Raw genomic sequence first — 16,289 nt, 5'->3', positions numbered from 1 at the left:
ACCCCGGTCACATAGTTATCTATGCTCCCGGGGATTCGCTCCTTTGCCGTCGCGATGCATCTTGAAATCCATAGGGTATAGAGTGATTAATTTGATGAAACTTCGACAAATCAGAGTCATTAAGACAACGAATCAAACCAATGCCCCATAAATCGTCAGTAAAGCAACGACAACAATGATAGAAAAAGTCACCTTTTTCGCCAATATCACCGCTGCAACAGGCGTTTGAATTGAATCAAGATGAGGCTCGCGACTTAATGAAAACTGAGCAAGCTGACAGAGCACTTTATATTGTGAAGTTCTTAAATCACTAAGAGAAGCAACCCACGCCGGTAAAGCCCGTTCACCATGCCCTAATAAAGCATAGGCAACACCCGCCAGACGAGCAGGAACCCAATCCAACCAATGCAACAAGCTATCAACACCAGATTGCGCACGCTGAACCGAAGTACCATATTGCGCTAACCATCCCTGATAAGCTCTCAAAAAGCCATATCCCATCAAAACAACCGGACCTAATTTACCCGCTACAATCAACCAAAAAATCGGCGCCAGATAATAGCGAAAATTTATCCATAACAACGCATTTTGTATCTCTCGCAACATATTCTCTTTGCTGGCATCAGAGGGTAAACCATGAATAATTACGAGACGCGTAAGATATTCCCTTTGTTGTTCCCTATCATCCTGATGAACAGTACGAAAATATTCACGATAGTCATGCCGTAAGCGCCCCGCTCCAATGCACAGCAAACAAATGAACACCCATAACACCAGTTCAAGAACACCGAACATAAAATCATTTAATATTTCAATCAGTAACCATGTTATCAGCATGACTGCTAACGTCATCAAAAGACTTTTCCATAACGAAAAGGATTTCATACCGGTAAATAATGGCTCAAGACGGTGCTCCAATTGCCAATGGTCACCCATTTTAAAAACTCGTTCCCACGCCAACACTAACAACAGTATAAAGAGAGTCATTCTTTCTGCTCCTGTAACAATTGCTGGTAATGTGTCCAATCGAAATAAAGTCCCAGATCAATTTTTCTTCCCAGAACAACATCATTATAGCCAGTGATATGCTCTTTTATATCCAGCCCTTCCTATACCCGTCATCTTTCAAGTTACCTCTTTGTTGGCTGCACTCACTCACCCCGGTCACATAGTTATCTATGCTCCCGGGGATTCGCTCCCTTGCCGCCGCGATGCATCTTGAAATCCATAGGGTATATATCCGGGTCTACCTATAAGCCATTGTGTCAGTACAACAAAGCTTTCCCGGAGACAAACTAATACGATGAATAACCAATAAAACAGTTGCTCACCTGTGGGCACAAATCGTGTGAAAGAATTTTTCTAACTCAATTCATCATGCAACCACATTTTTTCTTTTCCTTAATCTAGATGATAAAACCAAGATAGTAGTTGTTCACTACACAACAGGGTAGCATGTTAAGACCATCAATATTGTTATCACCTCTGGAGCTTTTTAATGACAAAACAAAATTACAATGTAGATCAGCGCCGTGCAGTTCTTATGGAACACTTGCAGAACGACATTCCTGCCAGTGTAACCCTCGCACTAAAAGAAGATCTGGGCGGAAATACAAATTTCACCTCTGATATTACCGGCCAATTAATTCCCGCAGATAAACAAGCCACCGCTGTCATTATCACTCGGGAAGATGGCATTTTCTGTGGACAACAATGGTTGAATGAAGTTTTTACTCAATTAGGCGACCAAATCTCCATTGAATGGTTAGTCAAAGATAGTGATGCGATTACAGCTAACCAAAAACTTTGCATATTACGAGGCCCAGCACAGATATTACTGACCGGTGAACGCACCGCCCTTAACTTTATTCAAACTCTCTCTGGCGTTGCAACGGAAGTCCGTCATTATGTTCACTGTCTTACCGGTTTAAAAACTCAATTACTTGATACACGCAAAACGCTACCAGGATTACGCACCGCCTTAAAATATGCTGTACTTTGTGGAGGTGGTAATAATCACCGCCTCGGATTATTTGATGCTTTCCTTATTAAAGAAAACCATATTATTGCCAATGGCTCTATTAAACAGGCAGTAGATAAAGCTCGTTATTCTCACCCTAATGTCCCTGTTGAAGTCGAAGTAGAAACGCTAGATGAACTCATTCTGGCACTCAAAGCTAATGTTGATATTATTATGCTAGATAATTTTACTATTCCAATGATGAAAGAAGCCGTCGCTATCACATCAGGTAAAGTCGCTTTAGAAGTATCCGGTAATATCACCCTGGATACTTTGCGCAGCTATGCTGAAACAGGCATCGATTTTATTTCTGTTGGAGCACTCACCAAACATATTAGAGCATTAGATCTCTCCATGCGCTTTAATTAGCAATAATAATATTGATGGTGGTGTAAATCAGCAATGAGTAACTAGCAAATTTGCGAACACCACCGTAAATATTTTTGCAAACCTTGCAATCCAAAAATTCTTTTTCGAGTCAATTCCATAACCTTCATATATCCTATTTCATTTTTTTCTCTTTCCTTCATTCTCTATATCGCAATACCACAACACGGAGAAAAAATATGAAACAACAAGGATTTACTTTAATGGAGATCATGGTTGCTATTGCTATCATTTCCATCTTAAGTGCCATTGGTATTCCTAGTTATCAAGGATATATCCAGAAAGCCGCTTTAACAGATATACTACAAAATATTGTACCTTATAAATCAGGGATAGAACTTTGCGGTTTTGAAACTGAAGATTTCAATGGTTGCAATGCAGGAGCAGTGTCAATTCCAAAAGAACATAACAGCAGATATATCGATAACATTTCAGTTAAAAATGGGGAAGTTACCATTAACGGTAAACAGAGTCTTAAAAACCTCAGCGTTACATTAAAGCCGACACAAAATACACAAACAGGTATAATTAAATGGAATATTAAATGTGAATCGACAAACAATTCATTAAAAAGTCGTTGTCAGGAAATATTTGAATTTTAATTCATTACTCTTATCAATACACATTTACCCAGGAAACAACAATGAACTCACTTTCAGCAACGGAAAATACATTAATGGAAAAAGAAATTCATGATATTTGTCAACGCCACCAATCTGTTGTGATAAAAAAAGATGATAATACGATAACAATTGCCAGCAGCGAATTACCCAATGATGATTTATTATCAGCATTACGCTTTATTTCCGGATGTATTGTTAATGTAGAAATTTGGCCACTGGCAAGGATCGAATCAGTATTACATCAAAATATTTCACTGAGTCATGCACCAGAGGAAGAATCCTCTCTATTACCACTTAAAGCTGATATCAATACAGATGAAAATGATGCCCCCGTCATTCAACTTATTAATCAAACTTTATTAACTGCAATTCAACGGCGTGCATCCGATATTCATTTTGAACCCTTCCAACAGGGTTATCGTATCCGTATCCGGGTTGATGGCGCATTACACCTCTTGTCTTCGCCATCTCATCAAATGAATGCAAGCATTGCCGCACGCCTTAAAATAATGGCGAAATTGAATATTGCTGAAAAACGGTTACCTCAAGATGGACAATTTGATTGGTCTGACACCCGACACAACTATGCTATCCGTATGGCAACTTTGCCAACCATACACGGAGAAAAAGTTGTGCTTAGAATATTAAATACAATGCAGCAATTATCGTTAGATCAATTAGGTATTCCTGACCCATTATTAAATCAGCTCCGACAAAAACTCGCATTACCACAAGGAATGATTTTAGTGACTGGTCCAACGGGTAGTGGGAAAACCGTAACTTTATATAGCTGCTTACAATATCTGGATCAGAATAAAAAGAATATTTGTAGTGTAGAAGATCCCGTCGAGATCCCACTGAATGGCATTAATCAGACACAAACTAATAGCAAAATCGAGCTCAATTTTGCCAAAGTATTACGGGCACTATTGCGCCAAGATCCTGATGTCATTATGGTAGGAGAAATACGTGATGGCGAAACAGCCGAAATTTCAGTAAAAGCGGCACAAACAGGTCATTTGGTTCTTTCCACATTGCATACTAATTCAACCATAGATACATTATCGCGCCTACAAAATCTGGGTATTTCAGGTTATATGGCTGCTTCTTGTATCAAATTAATTATCGCCCAACGACTTGTCAGAAAATTATGTCTTCATTGCCGCAAGCAACAAACAGAAGAAACCATTATTAATATTGAAAATAATTCTCTATTCATTAAGCAATGGTTAGCAGTTGGTTGTGAGCATTGTTTCTCCGGTTATTATGGCCGAACGGCTATTTATGAATTCTTAGAAATAACTTATGATATTCAACAAATATTATCAGAACAGAATCCTAAAAATGTGCAAAAAACCATTATGGCTCAAAGAAAAGACACTTTACTTTCATCCGGTATTTTATTAGTGGAACAAGGTATCACGACATTAGAAGAAATTTATCAAGTCACAGGTCAGGAATAGTAATGAAAATCCATTATCTTTATAATTGGCAAGCAGTGAACAACAAAGGCGAAATATCAAAAGGGAAATCACTATGTGATAACAGGAAAGTTTTATATCATCAGCTTATTCATTCTGGATTGCAACCTTATAATATAAAATGTGAAAAATTGATATTTTATCATCAACAACAAATTGCCTACCGTTTGAATTTCATTCGTCAATTGGCAACACTATTATCATCAGGAATGCCATTACTGAATTGCCTCAACATTCTTATTCGAGAATGTGCTCATCCATTATGGCACTGTGTATTATTAGATATTAGCAAGAAAATTACCCGTGGAGAATCATTTTCCTCCTCATTAAAAAATTATCCATTTCTATTCCCACCTTTATTTTGTCAACTTATTTCTGTTGGTGAATTAACCGGGCAATTAGAAGTCTGCTGTCAATTATTGGTTAAACAACAGGAGCAACAAGATAAGTTACAGAAGAAAATAGCAAAAGCACTGCGTTATCCTCTGATTATTACCATTGTTGCCAGCATCATTATTTTATTGATGCTTATTTTTGTTTTACCTGAATTTGAACATATTTATCATTCATTTGATGCACAGCTTCCTCTGCTCACCCGCAGTTTATTAATCACTTCCAACTGGCTGATTCAATATGGTGGCTATGGTGTTATTGGATTAATTATACTGTTTCTATTTTATCTACAATTACGTCAACGCCATACAATATGGATTACTCGTGAAAAAAATCTAATGTTACGTTTACCCGTTATTGCAAAATTAATTAGTTGTCAGCAATTAGGACAACTTTTCCATATTCTGTTTATGACACAAAAAGCCGGCCTAACACTCACCGCAGGGTTAGACAGTGCTATTGCATCAATAAATCATCCGGTATTTCTGCAAGCGACTAAATTCTTACGAGCTCAAATTAATCAAGGGGTACCAATGAGCGAAACACTGAAACAACAATCTTGTTTTCCTGCTCTGTGTCAGCAGTTTGTCAGTGTTGGTGAAGAATCTGGCAATCTGGAGCTATTATTAGGCAATCTCGCTAATTGGTACCAACAACAAGCATTGGAGATTTCTGATAATATGACCCAGTTACTAGAACCAATACTTATAGTCATAATAGCAATTATTGTCGGTACGCTATTGCTCGCAATGTATTTACCCATTTTTCAACTGGGTACAATACTCACCTAAAGACTCACCTAAAGCAAAAATGATTCTGTCGCTTTGTCTCTAGGTCATCTGCCCCCTTTCGGTTACAATCCCGAAATAGTATCAAGTAATATTAAGGGATAGGATGACTTATATTATTGCACTCACAGGTGGGATTGGCAGCGGTAAAACCACCATCGCCAATGCTTTTGCAGCGCTTGGTGTTCCTCTTGTTGACGCAGATATTATTGCCAGAGAAGTCGTTGCTCCTGGAACACCTGCCTTACAAACCATTTCAGAACACTTTGGTCATGACATATTGACACCCGATGGTAACCTTAACCGAGCACTGTTACGCCAGAAAATATTCACAAATAATCAAAAAAAACAGTGGGTTAATCAACTTCTTCACCCTCTAATACATCAAGAAACCCGACGGCAATTAGAACAGATAACGGCACCTTATGTTATTTGGGTTATTCCATTATTAGTCGAAAATAATTTAAGGCATTTGGCAGATCGGATTTTAGTCGTTGACGTTTCACCTGAATTACAAATCAGCCGGGTAGCCACTCGTGATGGCATTAGCAACCAACAGGTTGAAAATATTTTAGCTGCCCAGGCATCCCGTAGCGAGAGGCTGGCTTATGCCGATGACATTATCTCAAATCATGATAACGTACAGGCAATTGCTCCTCGTGTTGCCGAACTACATCAACAATATTTAAAGTTAGCTGGATCAGCCAAGCAGGATAATCATGATAAGTGACACAACTTCTACAATCATTTTTGAACACCCTCTGAATGAAAAAATGCGGGCATGGTTGAGAATTGAATCTTCTCTGCAACAACTCACCAGTCAACGCCATCTAGACTCACTAGCAAGCAGCCTCGCCTTCTTCCGCACTGTGACTGAGCTACTTGAAGTACTAGAACGTGGGGAAGTACGTTCTGAATTGCTAAAAGAATTAGAACGCCAACAGGCAAAATTAAAACAATGGGCTGAAATACCCGATGTTGATATTAATATCGTCAATAGCTTCAGATTAAAATTGAAAGAGCGAGCTATCGCATTAAGTAAAGCTCCACGGCTGGGGCAATCCCTTAAAGAAGATAAAATTATCAGCCTGGTGCGCCAGCGTCTCAGTATTCCCAGTGGCTGCTGTGGTTTTGATCTACCCACCCTACATCTATGGCTTCACTTACCACAATCAGAAAGAGATAAAATGGTCGCATTCTGGATTGATAGTTTGCTACCTCTCCAACAAGCCCTGGAAAGTATTTTAGAACTCATCCGCCAATCTGCTATTTTTCGTTCAGAAATCAGTAAAAACGGTTTCCATCAGAATACAGCAGAAGGCGCAGATTTACTAAGATTACGTTTGCCATTAACACCTTTATTGTTTCCCCAAATTTCCGGTCATAAGACCCGCTTTGCTATCCGTTTTTTACCATTAGATAGTGAAAAAGGCTCCGTGCCAACTCATTTACCATTTGAATTGGCATGCTGTTAATATTACGAACTAATTATCAGGAAAATTATTATGTCTGAATTACTCACGATTGAATGTCCAACATGTGGTAAGACTGTGGTTTGGGGAAAAATAAGCCCATATCGCCCATTTTGCAGTAAACGCTGTCAATTAATTGACTTAGGCCAGTGGGCAAATGAAGAGAAACGGATACCAAGCCAAAATGAAAACTCCGATAGTGATGATTGGAGTGGACAACCTGAGCAATAATAAATAGCCGCGTTATTAATAATGCGGCTATTGACAACTCAAGCGGTAAGTAATGCAACAATGCTACGATTAGCAGGCGGGAATTCATCAGCAATTAAATCTTTCTGTAATACCCACCGAGAAAGTTGCTCTTCTTTACCGAAAGGTTCATTTTCCCATTCATCCACCAAGAAGAAATACAGGGTAATCAACCTGTCAGGAAAATCATGTTCAACCGTTTTTACCAGCTCATAATGAGTAACTGTAATACCAATTTCTTCCTGTAACTCACGTATTAAAGCCTGTTCAGGCGTTTCTTCTTTCTCAACTTTCCCACCAGGGAATTCCCAGAAACCACCCATATGGACATCAGCATGACGCTGAGTAATAAAAATTTCATGTTGCGTATTTCTGATAATCCCAGCGGCTATATGCAGGTGTTTCTTTTCCATATTACCCTTACTTCTTCATCTATTCTTTTTGATTGCTCAACAACCAAATGCTATATCCAACGTTGCTCACTTAAAACTAACAGTAAAAAGGCGGTTTCCCGCCTTTTCATTGTTACTGCAAGCGCCCGTGGCAATGTTTATATTTTCTACCCGATCCACAAGGACAAGGATCATTACGGCCTACTTTACGAGCTCCACTGGCAATCTGAGCTTCTGTTGTAGACATCAATGCGCCTTTTTCAACCTCATGGCTTAATTGCTGTTGCCTTGCCAAGCGTTCAGCTTCCGCCCGGCGCTGCTGCTCCAATGCCTCTACTTCTTCCGGCAATCTCACTTGAACTTTGCTCAATGTACTAATCACTTCATATTTCAGCGATTCCAGCATGTTTGCAAACATAGCGAAAGATTCACGTTTATATTCCTGTTTTGGATCTTTCTGAGCATAACCACGGAGATGGATCCCCTGACGTAGGTAATCCATTGCTGCCAGATGCTCTTTCCACAACATATCCAGAGTCTGTAACATGATACCTTTTTCGAAATTACGCATCATTTCAATGCCAACAATCTCTTCTTTACGTCTATAGACTTCAACAGCCTGTTCAAGGATACGCTCACGCAACGTCTCTTCGTGTAACTCAGGCTCTTTATCCAACCACTCTTTGATCGGCAACTCTAAATCGAAATCAGTCACTAAACGTTGCTGCAAACCTTCCACATCCCACATCTCTTCCAGAGATTGAGGGGGAATATAAGCATCGATGGTTGCTTTAAATACATCTTCACGAATGCTACCAATGGTTTCACTAACATCACTCACATCCAGTAAGTCGTTACGCTGAGTATAAATAGCACGGCGCTGATCGTTAGCAACATCATCGTATTCTAACAATTGCTTACGTATATCGAAGTTACGGCTCTCCACTTTACGCTGAGCATTAGCAATGGCTTTAGTTACCCACGGATGTTCAATCGCCTCACCCGGTTTCATACCCAGTTTACGCATCATGCCAGTGACACGATCAGAGGCAAAAATACGCATCAGTGAGTCTTCCATTGATAAATAGAAACGGGATGATCCCGCATCCCCTTGACGCCCGGAACGCCCGCGTAACTGATTATCAATACGACGAGACTCATGACGCTCCGTACCGATAATATGCAAACCACCCGCCGCCAGAACCATGTCATGACGCTCCTGCCATGCGGCTTTAATCTCTTCAATCTGAGCTTCTGTGGACTCTGTCAGTTTAGCAATTTCTGCCTGCCAACTACCGCCTAGCACAATATCTGTACCACGACCCGCCATATTAGTTGCAATGGTTACCGTACTCGCTTGACCAGCCTGAGCAATAATGTCCGCTTCCATTGCATGAAATTTGGCGTTAAGTACGTTGTGCTCGATACCCGCGTTAGTCAGTTCACGGGAAACCAGTTCAGATTTTTCAATAGAAATAGTTCCCACCAATACAGGTTGCCCCTTGCTGGTACGTTCTCGGATATCTTCAATGATAGCTTCAATTTTTTCAGCTTCGGTCATATAAACCAGATCTGGCAAATCATTACGGATCATTGGACGGTTTGTCGGAACCACAATGGTATCAAGCTTATAAATAGAGCTAAACTCAAACGCTTCTGTATCTGCCGTACCGGTCATACCCGCCAGTTTTTCATACAACCGGAAGTAGTTTTGGAAGGTAATTGAAGCTAACGTTTGGTTTTCATTCTGAATTTCTACACCCTCTTTAGCTTCAACAGCCTGATGCAATCCATCAGACCAGCGACGCCCCTGCATAGTACGGCCCGTATGCTCATCAACAATAATGACTTCACCATCTTTCACGATATAGTCAACATCACGGGTAAACAGCACATGGGCACGTAGTGCGGCTGTAACATGGTGCATTAACATGATATTGGTTGGCGAATATAGGGATTCACCTTCTTCCATCAAGTTGGCTTCTGCCAGTAATTGTTCAATCAAAACTAAACCGCGTTCCGTCAAGTTAGCCTGACGGGACTTTTCGTCGACAGAAAAATGGCCTTCTCCCTGGAAAGTCTCTGAATCCTCTTTTTCCTGACGAATCAATTTAGGGATCAACTTATTGACTTTGATATAAAACTCAGAACTATCTTCAGCAGGGCCAGAGATAATCAATGGCGTCCGCGCTTCGTCAATCAGAATGGAGTCAACTTCATCCACTAGCGCGTAATGTAGCTTACGCTGAACACGCTCTTCCGGGCTAAATGCCATGTTGTCACGAAGATAGTCAAAGCCATATTCGTTGTTAGTACCATAGGTAATATCCGCAGCATATGCCTGGCGTTTAACGGGTGCCGGCATACCTGGCAGGTTAATACCAACACTCAATCCCAGAAATTCAAACAATGGGCGGTTATTTTCGGCATCACGCTGCGCCAGATAATCATTCACTGTGACTACGTGAACACCATGCCCAGTTAATGCATTCAAATAAGCAGGCAAAGTCGCTGTCAGTGTTTTACCTTCACCAGTGCGCATCTCCGCAATGCAACGTTCATTCAGAACCATACCACCCAGTAACTGAACGTCGAAATGACGCATAGCAAACACGCGCTTACTTGCTTCACGTACTGTTGCAAACGCTTCAGGTAACAGATTTTCCAGCGATTCGCCTTTTTCCAAACGGGCACGGAATTCGACTGTTTTACCCTTCAATTCATCATCAGACAATTTTTCAAACTCTGGCTCCATGCGGTTGATGACATCAACAACTTTACGCATACGACGCAGTGTACGGTCATTACGACTACCAAAAACCTTTGTTAATAATTTAATCAGCATAATCAATTACATCTCAGATAAGGCCGTTATCTCGCAGCCAGCAAATAGTTATTTATTTCGAAAATTTGTAAAAAAACGAAGATTCAGAGGTAAGCAGTAGGACCTGCACGGATACCTTGGGCTTTAGCAATCCAAAACGTCGGAGTATAAGAAGATTGTGATACAACATTCAGGAACGGTATATCTAAAACTGGTTCAGGTGGCTTAGGTTCCCGAATTAATAGTGTATTCAGGGTTTCCAGAACAAGCTGCTGAATACTGGAAGAACTTAACCGGATACTTTGTTTTGCTGTTTCATCACTCATAGGTTGCGAAACAGAAAAAGCAAAAGAAAGCTGTCTGATCACGTTACGTACAGCATGTTGTTGCCAGTAATTAACGCCATTGGCTGGCTGGTGTTGAACATTCTGCAATGAGAATAGATTATCAAAAGCCGATAAAGCCTGATTTTGCCAACTCTGGCTAGGCGAGGTATTAGCTTGTGAAATATTATCGGGAACACCCGCTAAAATGGTAGGAACGCCAATACTTGCCGCAACCACCCCTAATAACAGATGTGACCAGAAATAACGTCTGCCAAATTGTCGCCAAAGATTTAGAATACCCATTAATCCTTCATCATACCGGAGCTACTTTCATTATGCGCGATAGCCGCCCACAATCATTAGATGTTCTTTTTGAAGACGCCGCCGCCGTTGAGAAAAGCCCGCTTCATGTTATCCAGCAACGTGCCTTCGCTTTGTTAAAACTTAACCGTGCCGTTGTCAGCTTGCTTCCCGCACAATTACATCCGTGGTGCCGGGTCGCTAATTATCGCAAACAAATTCTGGTACTGGAAGCAGGAAACGCCAGTTGGATGACCAGATTGCGTTACGAGCTGCCAACGCTGCTTTCTACACTAAGAAGCGAAATTCTACCATCATTGTCATCTATCGACATCAGGATTAACCCATCACTCATGATTAAGCATGGCAATAGTGCGCAGAGCTTCGCAAAAACGATGAGCGATGAGCATAAAACTTTACCGACACGTCAGTTAAGTCAAGAGAGTGCGAAAGAATTAATAATGCTAGCGAACCGTAGTCCAAAAAAGCTGAAGGAAAGATTAGAACGACTAGCTGCACTGGCCGGAGAGAGTGCCAGTACAGCTAAAACGACTAAGCGATAACGCTAAATAAATTTAAGTGCTAACGCTGAATAGTGTTGACGCCGAGTAAAAAACATCAGCGAGAACAAAACCACTGATAACATAACCCACTGATATATCATTGAATTATTATCAGCATACTAGAGAGTTATGCCATTACAGTTGATGGAGCACGAAAAGCCAATGGCATTTCAGCTTCATCTTCGAAAGTAGTCAGCTCCCATGCACTTTCTTGCGCCAGAACTGCCTGCAATAGTTTATTGTTCAACGCATGACCAGATTTGAACGCAGTAAATGCGCCAATGATGTTATAGCCACACATAAACAGATCACCAATTGCATCCAGCATTTTATGGCGAACAAATTCGTCTTCAAAACGCAAGCCATCTTCATTAAGCACACGATAGTCATCAACAACAATCGCACAATCAAAGCTGCCACCTAAACACAACCCTTTAGATTGTAAGTACTCAATATCACGCATAAAGCCAAATGTACGTGCACGACTGATTTGACGAACAAACGCTTCTGCCGAGAAATCCAGACAGTAACTTTGAGTGCTTGAATCAATCGCAGGGTGATTGAAATCAATAGTGAAATCCAAGCTGAAACCATTATAAGGTGCCATCTCTGCCCACTTATCCCCCTCCTCCACACGCACGGTTTCCTTAATACGCAGGAATTTTTTAGATGTGTTCAGCTCTTCAATACCCGCATCCAGCAGCAGGAAAACAAACGGGCTGGCACTACCATCCATAATGGGAATTTCTGGCGCATCAACTTCGATAATAATATTATCGATACCTAACCCCGCAAGCGCTGCATTCAGGTGCTCAACCGTTGAGATTCGCACGTCATGCTCATTTACCAGGCAAGTACAAAGCATAGTATCACGCACGGATTTTGCATCTGCCGGAAAATCAACCGGTGGATTCAAGTCAGTGCGGCGATAGATGACCCCGGTGTTAGCCGGTGCTGGGCGCATTGTTAGCATGACTTTTTTGCCGGTATGTAGACCGACACCAGTCGCCTGAACAATACGTTTAAGTGTCCTTTGTTTGATCATCGTTTTATCTCGCAATGTTATCCATCCTGCCAACCACTATACACTATGATTGGCGGGCAAGTTTAGCACAAAAAGCGGAGAATCCAATTTTTTAGCTATTAATCGGCCTGTTTACGCAAAAATGCAGGAATATCCAAATAATCGGGCTCCTTGCTAGTTTGTACGTTTTGGTCATTCACCACTTTTGCTGCTGGTTTATTTTCTTCAGACAATGAAGACATACCGCCAGGCATTTGCTGATGACGGTGTTCCATTACACTTGACTGAGAAGACTTATTGGTAACCAACGTAATTTCAGGGCGTTTATCCATACCAATACCCGTGGCAACCACAGTCACACGCAACTCATCATTCATGTCTGGATCTAAAGAAGTACCGATCACGACGGTTGCATTATCAGATGCAAATGCACGGATCGTGTTACCCACTGTTTCGAACTCATCCAAACGCAGATCAAAGCCAGCAGTAATGTTAACCAGAACACCACGAGCGCCTGACAAGTCGATATCTTCCAGCAATGGGCTGGATATCGCCATCTCAGCAGCTTCTTCCGCACGATCTTCACCCTGCGCAATACCGGAACCCATCATAGCGTAGCCCATTTCGGACATCACGGTACGCACATCAGCAAAGTCAACATTCATTAGACCTGGACGCGTGATCAGTTCAGCGATACCCTGAACCGCCCCTTTCAAAACATCATTAGCTGCGCCGAAAGCGTCCAGTAGTGAAATGCCGCGGCCAAGTACTTTTAACAGTTTGTCGTTAGGGATAGTAATCAATGAATCCACATGCTTGGACAATTCAGTGATCCCTTGTTCGGCAAACGCCATACGTTTCTTACCTTCGAAATTGAAAGGCTTAGTCACCACAGCAACTGTCAAAATTCCCAGCTCTTTTGCAATCTCAGCCACCACAGGCGCGGCGCCAGTACCGGTACCACCGCCCATACCGGCAGCGATAAATACCATATCCGCACCATCAAGCGCAGTACGCAATGCATCCCGATCTTCTTGAGCAGCAGTACGACCAACCTCCGGGTTTGCACCCGCCCCCAAACCTTTAGTAATACCATTACCAATCTGGATAGTCTGGCCGACAGCAGTTTTACGCAATGCCTGAGCATCCGTATTTACTGCAAAGAATTCAACACCTTCGATGCGTTCACGCACCATGTGCTCAACAGCGTTACCGCCGCCGCCGCCGACGCCGATGACCTTAATCACCGCGTCATTGGTTAATTCTATTGGTTCAAACATAGTTTCTCTCCGCTTTATGCCTTTATATCGAGACTAAAAATAGATGTAGTCTCTGTATAAAATTAAAACTCTTTTTTCAGCCAGCTACTGACTCTCTTAAACCAACGGCTCACTGAAACATGTTTTTCAATATCCGCATCACCATTAAGATGAGAGGCTTTTCCGTAATGCAGCAACCCTACCGCTGTTGAATAATAGGGTTGCTGCGCATAGTCCGTCAGACCAGTAATATTAAGAGGTTGACCGATACGCACCTGAGCATGGAACACACGCTGAGCGCATTCAGCCAAACCATCAATCTGAGCACCACCGCCAGTCAAGACAATACCCGCAGCCAGATGGTGTTTAACCCCCTGCTGGCGTAACTGTTCCTGCAATCGCAAGATTTCATCATTCACTAAATTCAGTAATTCGATGTAACGCGGCTCAATGACTTCAGCCAACGTCTGACGCTGTAAGCTACGTGGTGGGCGTCCACCGACACTAGGTACCTCCACACTTTCATCTTTGCTGACCAACGAACCTAGTGCACAACCGTGGCGTACTTTTATCGTTTCCGCATCGCTTGGTGGCGTACCAAAGGCATAAGCAATATCACTGGTGACAACGTTACCGGCATAAGGAATAACTTTGGTATGACGCAGCGCTCCGCCGGTATACACCGCAATATCCATCGTCCCTCCGCCAATATCTACCACGCAAACGCCCAATTCACGCTCGTCTTCGGTCAAAACAGCATAGCTGGCAGCCAACCCGGAAAAAATAAGCTGATCGACTTTCAAGCCACAGCGTTCAACGGCTTTTGCAATATTCTTCGCCATATCATTATGACAGGTAATCAAGTGAACTTTCGCCTGCATACGCACACCGGAAAGCCCCACCGGATTTTTAATGCCTTCCTGATAATCGATAGCATATTCTTGCGGAATAACATGCAGTATTCGGTATTCATCACGTACACGAACTGATTTGGCAGTATGAACAACATTGTCCACATCTTCCTGAGTAACTTCCTCTTCGGAAATAGGAACCATCCCGATTTCATTCTGACAACTGATATGTTTTCCAGATAACGCCAGATAAACAGAGGAAATTTGACAATCTGCCATCAATTCAGCCTGATCGATAGCCCGCTGTACACATTTAACAACCGACTCTAGGTCGTTTACACCGCCTTTATCCATACCGCGGGATGGACAGCTTCCCACCCCGATAATATTAACCATACCATCGGGCAGAATTTCACCAACAAGGGCAGATACCTTTGCTGTGCCAATCTCTAGGCCAACTACTAATTTTCTGTCCGTCGATTTGATCATCGTTGTTCTGCCTGCCTCATATAATTATTGCCAGTAATTGTTTATTGCCCTTTGACCGGAGCATTAGGATCACCCATTGGTAAAGATGCCCAACCTACCGCGGCACCACTGTCATAACGCAAATCCACATAATCTACCCTTTTCTCTGTGTTCTGCTGTAACAGCGGATAAAGCTCGATAAAACGTTTAATACGGCCTGTTGCATCCATTCTTCCCAGCTTTAGCTGGATACCATTATCCAGAGTCAGTTGCCAGGAACGACGCGCAGTCATTGCCGCCGCTTTTAATTTCAGTTTATTGGCAGCGAGAAGTTTAGCCATGGCTCGGTAACCATCAAGTACTTCTTTTTCACTGCCTTGTGGGCCATAAAGCATCGGGAAATACCCTTTAGCTCCCCATTCAGCCGGAATGCTGAATACCTGACCTTCGGCATCCAGCATCTGTGTGTCATTCCAGCGCACATAAGGGATATATTCTACCAGATGAATTCTCAGTTCATCAGGCCACTGTTTGCGGACAGTGACTTGCCTTATCCACGGCATCCGTTCAATTTGTTGCTGAATGATATTCACATCCTGCGTCATGAAAGTTCCCGGTTGCCCTAATGACAAAATTGCTTGCCGGATATCATCGTTGGTAGTGTAGTGACGCTCACCCGTTACCACCAATTTTGAAATAGGCAATCTGTTAGCATCTTTCATCCAGTTAAGGACGGCCAAACCTCCCCAAATAATGGTCCCAAGTACCATCAGGAAGAAGATAAGCCCTGCCAGATAAGAGCCGTTACTAGGACGGGAACTGCTATTTTCATTATCCCGTCCCCTCACTTTCAGGGCCGCTTGAGACAT

Annotated in this window: 16 protein-coding genes; 8 read left to right on the top strand and 8 right to left on the bottom strand. The window is 42.1% G+C overall.

Annotated elements, in window-relative coordinates:
• Positions 1–132: 132 nt before the first annotated feature.
• Positions 133–987 carry a beta-lactamase regulator AmpE gene (gene ampE, locus LGZ98_RS06890; protein WP_113043333.1) on the bottom strand — a complete coding sequence of 285 codons (855 nt, stop codon included), beginning with the start codon at positions 985–987 and terminating at the stop codon, positions 133–135.
• Positions 988–1,498: 511 nt separating this feature from the next.
• Between ampE and nadC the strand changes: the two genes are divergently transcribed.
• The 7 genes from nadC to yacG all read left to right on the top strand — a co-directional run bounded on the left by nadC (position 1,499) and on the right by yacG (position 7,395).
• Positions 1,499–2,389: a carboxylating nicotinate-nucleotide diphosphorylase gene (gene nadC, locus LGZ98_RS06885; protein ID WP_262977862.1), complete on the top strand. Its 891-nt coding sequence runs from the start codon at positions 1,499–1,501 to the stop codon at positions 2,387–2,389.
• 197 nt (positions 2,390–2,586) lie between these two features.
• On the top strand, positions 2,587–3,009 hold the full coding sequence (gene ppdD / locus LGZ98_RS06880) for a prepilin peptidase-dependent pilin (protein WP_011147801.1): 423 nt from the start codon (positions 2,587–2,589) through the stop codon (positions 3,007–3,009).
• Between the two features lie 41 nt (positions 3,010–3,050).
• Positions 3,051–4,493 (top strand): type II secretion system protein GspE, encoded by a 1,443-nt coding sequence (gene gspE / locus LGZ98_RS06875; RefSeq protein ID WP_113043335.1) that lies wholly within the window; start codon positions 3,051–3,053, stop codon positions 4,491–4,493.
• 2 nt (positions 4,494–4,495) lie between these two features.
• Positions 4,496–5,695, top strand: coding sequence for a protein transport protein HofC (gene hofC / locus LGZ98_RS06870; protein WP_112895349.1), 1,200 nt, complete (start codon positions 4,496–4,498; stop codon positions 5,693–5,695).
• 103 nt (positions 5,696–5,798) lie between these two features.
• A complete protein-coding gene (coaE, locus tag LGZ98_RS06865) occupies positions 5,799–6,422 on the top strand; it encodes a dephospho-CoA kinase (RefSeq protein ID WP_262977861.1) in 624 nt (207 codons plus the stop codon).
• Positions 6,415–7,167: a cell division protein ZapD gene (gene zapD / locus LGZ98_RS06860; RefSeq protein ID WP_113043365.1), complete on the top strand. Its 753-nt coding sequence runs from the start codon at positions 6,415–6,417 to the stop codon at positions 7,165–7,167. The genes coaE and zapD overlap by 8 nt, the downstream gene beginning before the upstream one ends.
• A 30-nt stretch (positions 7,168–7,197) precedes the next feature.
• A complete protein-coding gene (gene yacG / locus LGZ98_RS06855; protein ID WP_113043337.1) occupies positions 7,198–7,395 on the top strand; it encodes a DNA gyrase inhibitor YacG in 198 nt (65 codons plus the stop codon).
• A gap of 38 nt (positions 7,396–7,433) precedes the next feature.
• On the opposite strand, the gene mutT is transcribed toward yacG, so the two are convergent.
• From mutT to secM, 3 genes are all read right to left on the bottom strand, one after another.
• On the bottom strand, positions 7,434–7,826 hold the full coding sequence (gene mutT / locus LGZ98_RS06850; RefSeq protein ID WP_113043338.1) for an 8-oxo-dGTP diphosphatase MutT: 393 nt from the start codon (positions 7,824–7,826) through the stop codon (positions 7,434–7,436).
• A 112-nt stretch (positions 7,827–7,938) separates the two neighbouring features.
• Positions 7,939–10,650, bottom strand: a complete 2,712-nt coding sequence (gene secA / locus LGZ98_RS06845) for a preprotein translocase subunit SecA (protein ID WP_113043339.1) — start codon at positions 10,648–10,650, stop codon at positions 7,939–7,941.
• Positions 10,651–10,733: 83 nt separating this feature from the next.
• Positions 10,734–11,258 carry a secA translation cis-regulator SecM gene (gene secM, locus LGZ98_RS06840; protein ID WP_262977860.1) on the bottom strand — a complete coding sequence of 175 codons (525 nt, stop codon included), beginning with the start codon at positions 11,256–11,258 and terminating at the stop codon, positions 10,734–10,736.
• Between the two features lie 32 nt (positions 11,259–11,290).
• On the opposite strand from secM, the gene LGZ98_RS06835 reads away from it, so the two are divergent.
• Complete coding sequence (locus LGZ98_RS06835) at positions 11,291–11,818, top strand: DUF721 domain-containing protein (protein ID WP_113043341.1); 528 nt, start codon at positions 11,291–11,293, stop codon at positions 11,816–11,818.
• A gap of 127 nt (positions 11,819–11,945) precedes the next feature.
• Here the strand turns inward: LGZ98_RS06835 and lpxC are convergent, their stop codons facing one another.
• From lpxC to ftsQ, 4 genes are all read right to left on the bottom strand, one after another.
• The gene (gene lpxC, locus LGZ98_RS06830) at positions 11,946–12,863 is read right to left on the bottom strand and encodes a UDP-3-O-acyl-N-acetylglucosamine deacetylase (RefSeq protein ID WP_262977859.1); all 918 of its coding nucleotides are present in this window, start codon (positions 12,861–12,863) and stop codon (positions 11,946–11,948) included.
• Between the two features lie 98 nt (positions 12,864–12,961).
• Positions 12,962–14,122, bottom strand: coding sequence for a cell division protein FtsZ (gene ftsZ, locus LGZ98_RS06825; protein WP_113043343.1), 1,161 nt, complete (start codon positions 14,120–14,122; stop codon positions 12,962–12,964).
• Between the two features lie 62 nt (positions 14,123–14,184).
• A complete protein-coding gene (ftsA, locus tag LGZ98_RS06820) occupies positions 14,185–15,441 on the bottom strand; it encodes a cell division protein FtsA (RefSeq protein ID WP_011147813.1) in 1,257 nt (418 codons plus the stop codon).
• 41 nt (positions 15,442–15,482) lie between these two features.
• Positions 15,483–16,289, bottom strand: coding sequence for a cell division protein FtsQ (gene ftsQ / locus LGZ98_RS06815; protein WP_113043344.1), 807 nt, complete (start codon positions 16,287–16,289; stop codon positions 15,483–15,485).

The organism is Photorhabdus kayaii (genome assembly GCF_025384895.1).
Classification (GTDB): domain Bacteria; phylum Pseudomonadota; class Gammaproteobacteria; order Enterobacterales; family Enterobacteriaceae; genus Photorhabdus; species Photorhabdus kayaii.
This window is presented reverse-complemented; position numbering and strand designations above follow the sequence as displayed.

Coding starts and splice junctions, on each gene's coding strand:
- ppdD (WP_011147801.1), top strand. CDS start 2,587: ATGAAACAACAAGGATTTACTTTAATGGAGATCATGGTTGCTATTGCT.
- mutT (WP_113043338.1), bottom strand. CDS start 7,826: ATGGAAAAGAAACACCTGCATATAGCCGCTGGGATTATCAGAAATACG.
- yacG (WP_113043337.1), top strand. CDS start 7,198: ATGTCTGAATTACTCACGATTGAATGTCCAACATGTGGTAAGACTGTG.
- coaE (WP_262977861.1), top strand. CDS start 5,799: ATGACTTATATTATTGCACTCACAGGTGGGATTGGCAGCGGTAAAACC.
- hofC (WP_112895349.1), top strand. CDS start 4,496: ATGAAAATCCATTATCTTTATAATTGGCAAGCAGTGAACAACAAAGGC.
- ftsZ (WP_113043343.1), bottom strand. CDS start 14,122: ATGTTTGAACCAATAGAATTAACCAATGACGCGGTGATTAAGGTCATC.
- ftsQ (WP_113043344.1), bottom strand. CDS start 16,289: ATGTCTCAAGCGGCCCTGAAAGTGAGGGGACGGGATAATGAAAATAGC.
- ampE (WP_113043333.1), bottom strand. CDS start 987: ATGACTCTCTTTATACTGTTGTTAGTGTTGGCGTGGGAACGAGTTTTT.
- gspE (WP_113043335.1), top strand. CDS start 3,051: ATGAACTCACTTTCAGCAACGGAAAATACATTAATGGAAAAAGAAATT.
- LGZ98_RS06835 (WP_113043341.1), top strand. CDS start 11,291: ATGCGCGATAGCCGCCCACAATCATTAGATGTTCTTTTTGAAGACGCC.
- lpxC (WP_262977859.1), bottom strand. CDS start 12,863: ATGATCAAACAAAGGACACTTAAACGTATTGTTCAGGCGACTGGTGTC.
- secA (WP_113043339.1), bottom strand. CDS start 10,650: ATGCTGATTAAATTATTAACAAAGGTTTTTGGTAGTCGTAATGACCGT.
- nadC (WP_262977862.1), top strand. CDS start 1,499: ATGACAAAACAAAATTACAATGTAGATCAGCGCCGTGCAGTTCTTATG.
- secM (WP_262977860.1), bottom strand. CDS start 11,258: ATGGGTATTCTAAATCTTTGGCGACAATTTGGCAGACGTTATTTCTGG.
- ftsA (WP_011147813.1), bottom strand. CDS start 15,441: ATGATCAAATCGACGGACAGAAAATTAGTAGTTGGCCTAGAGATTGGC.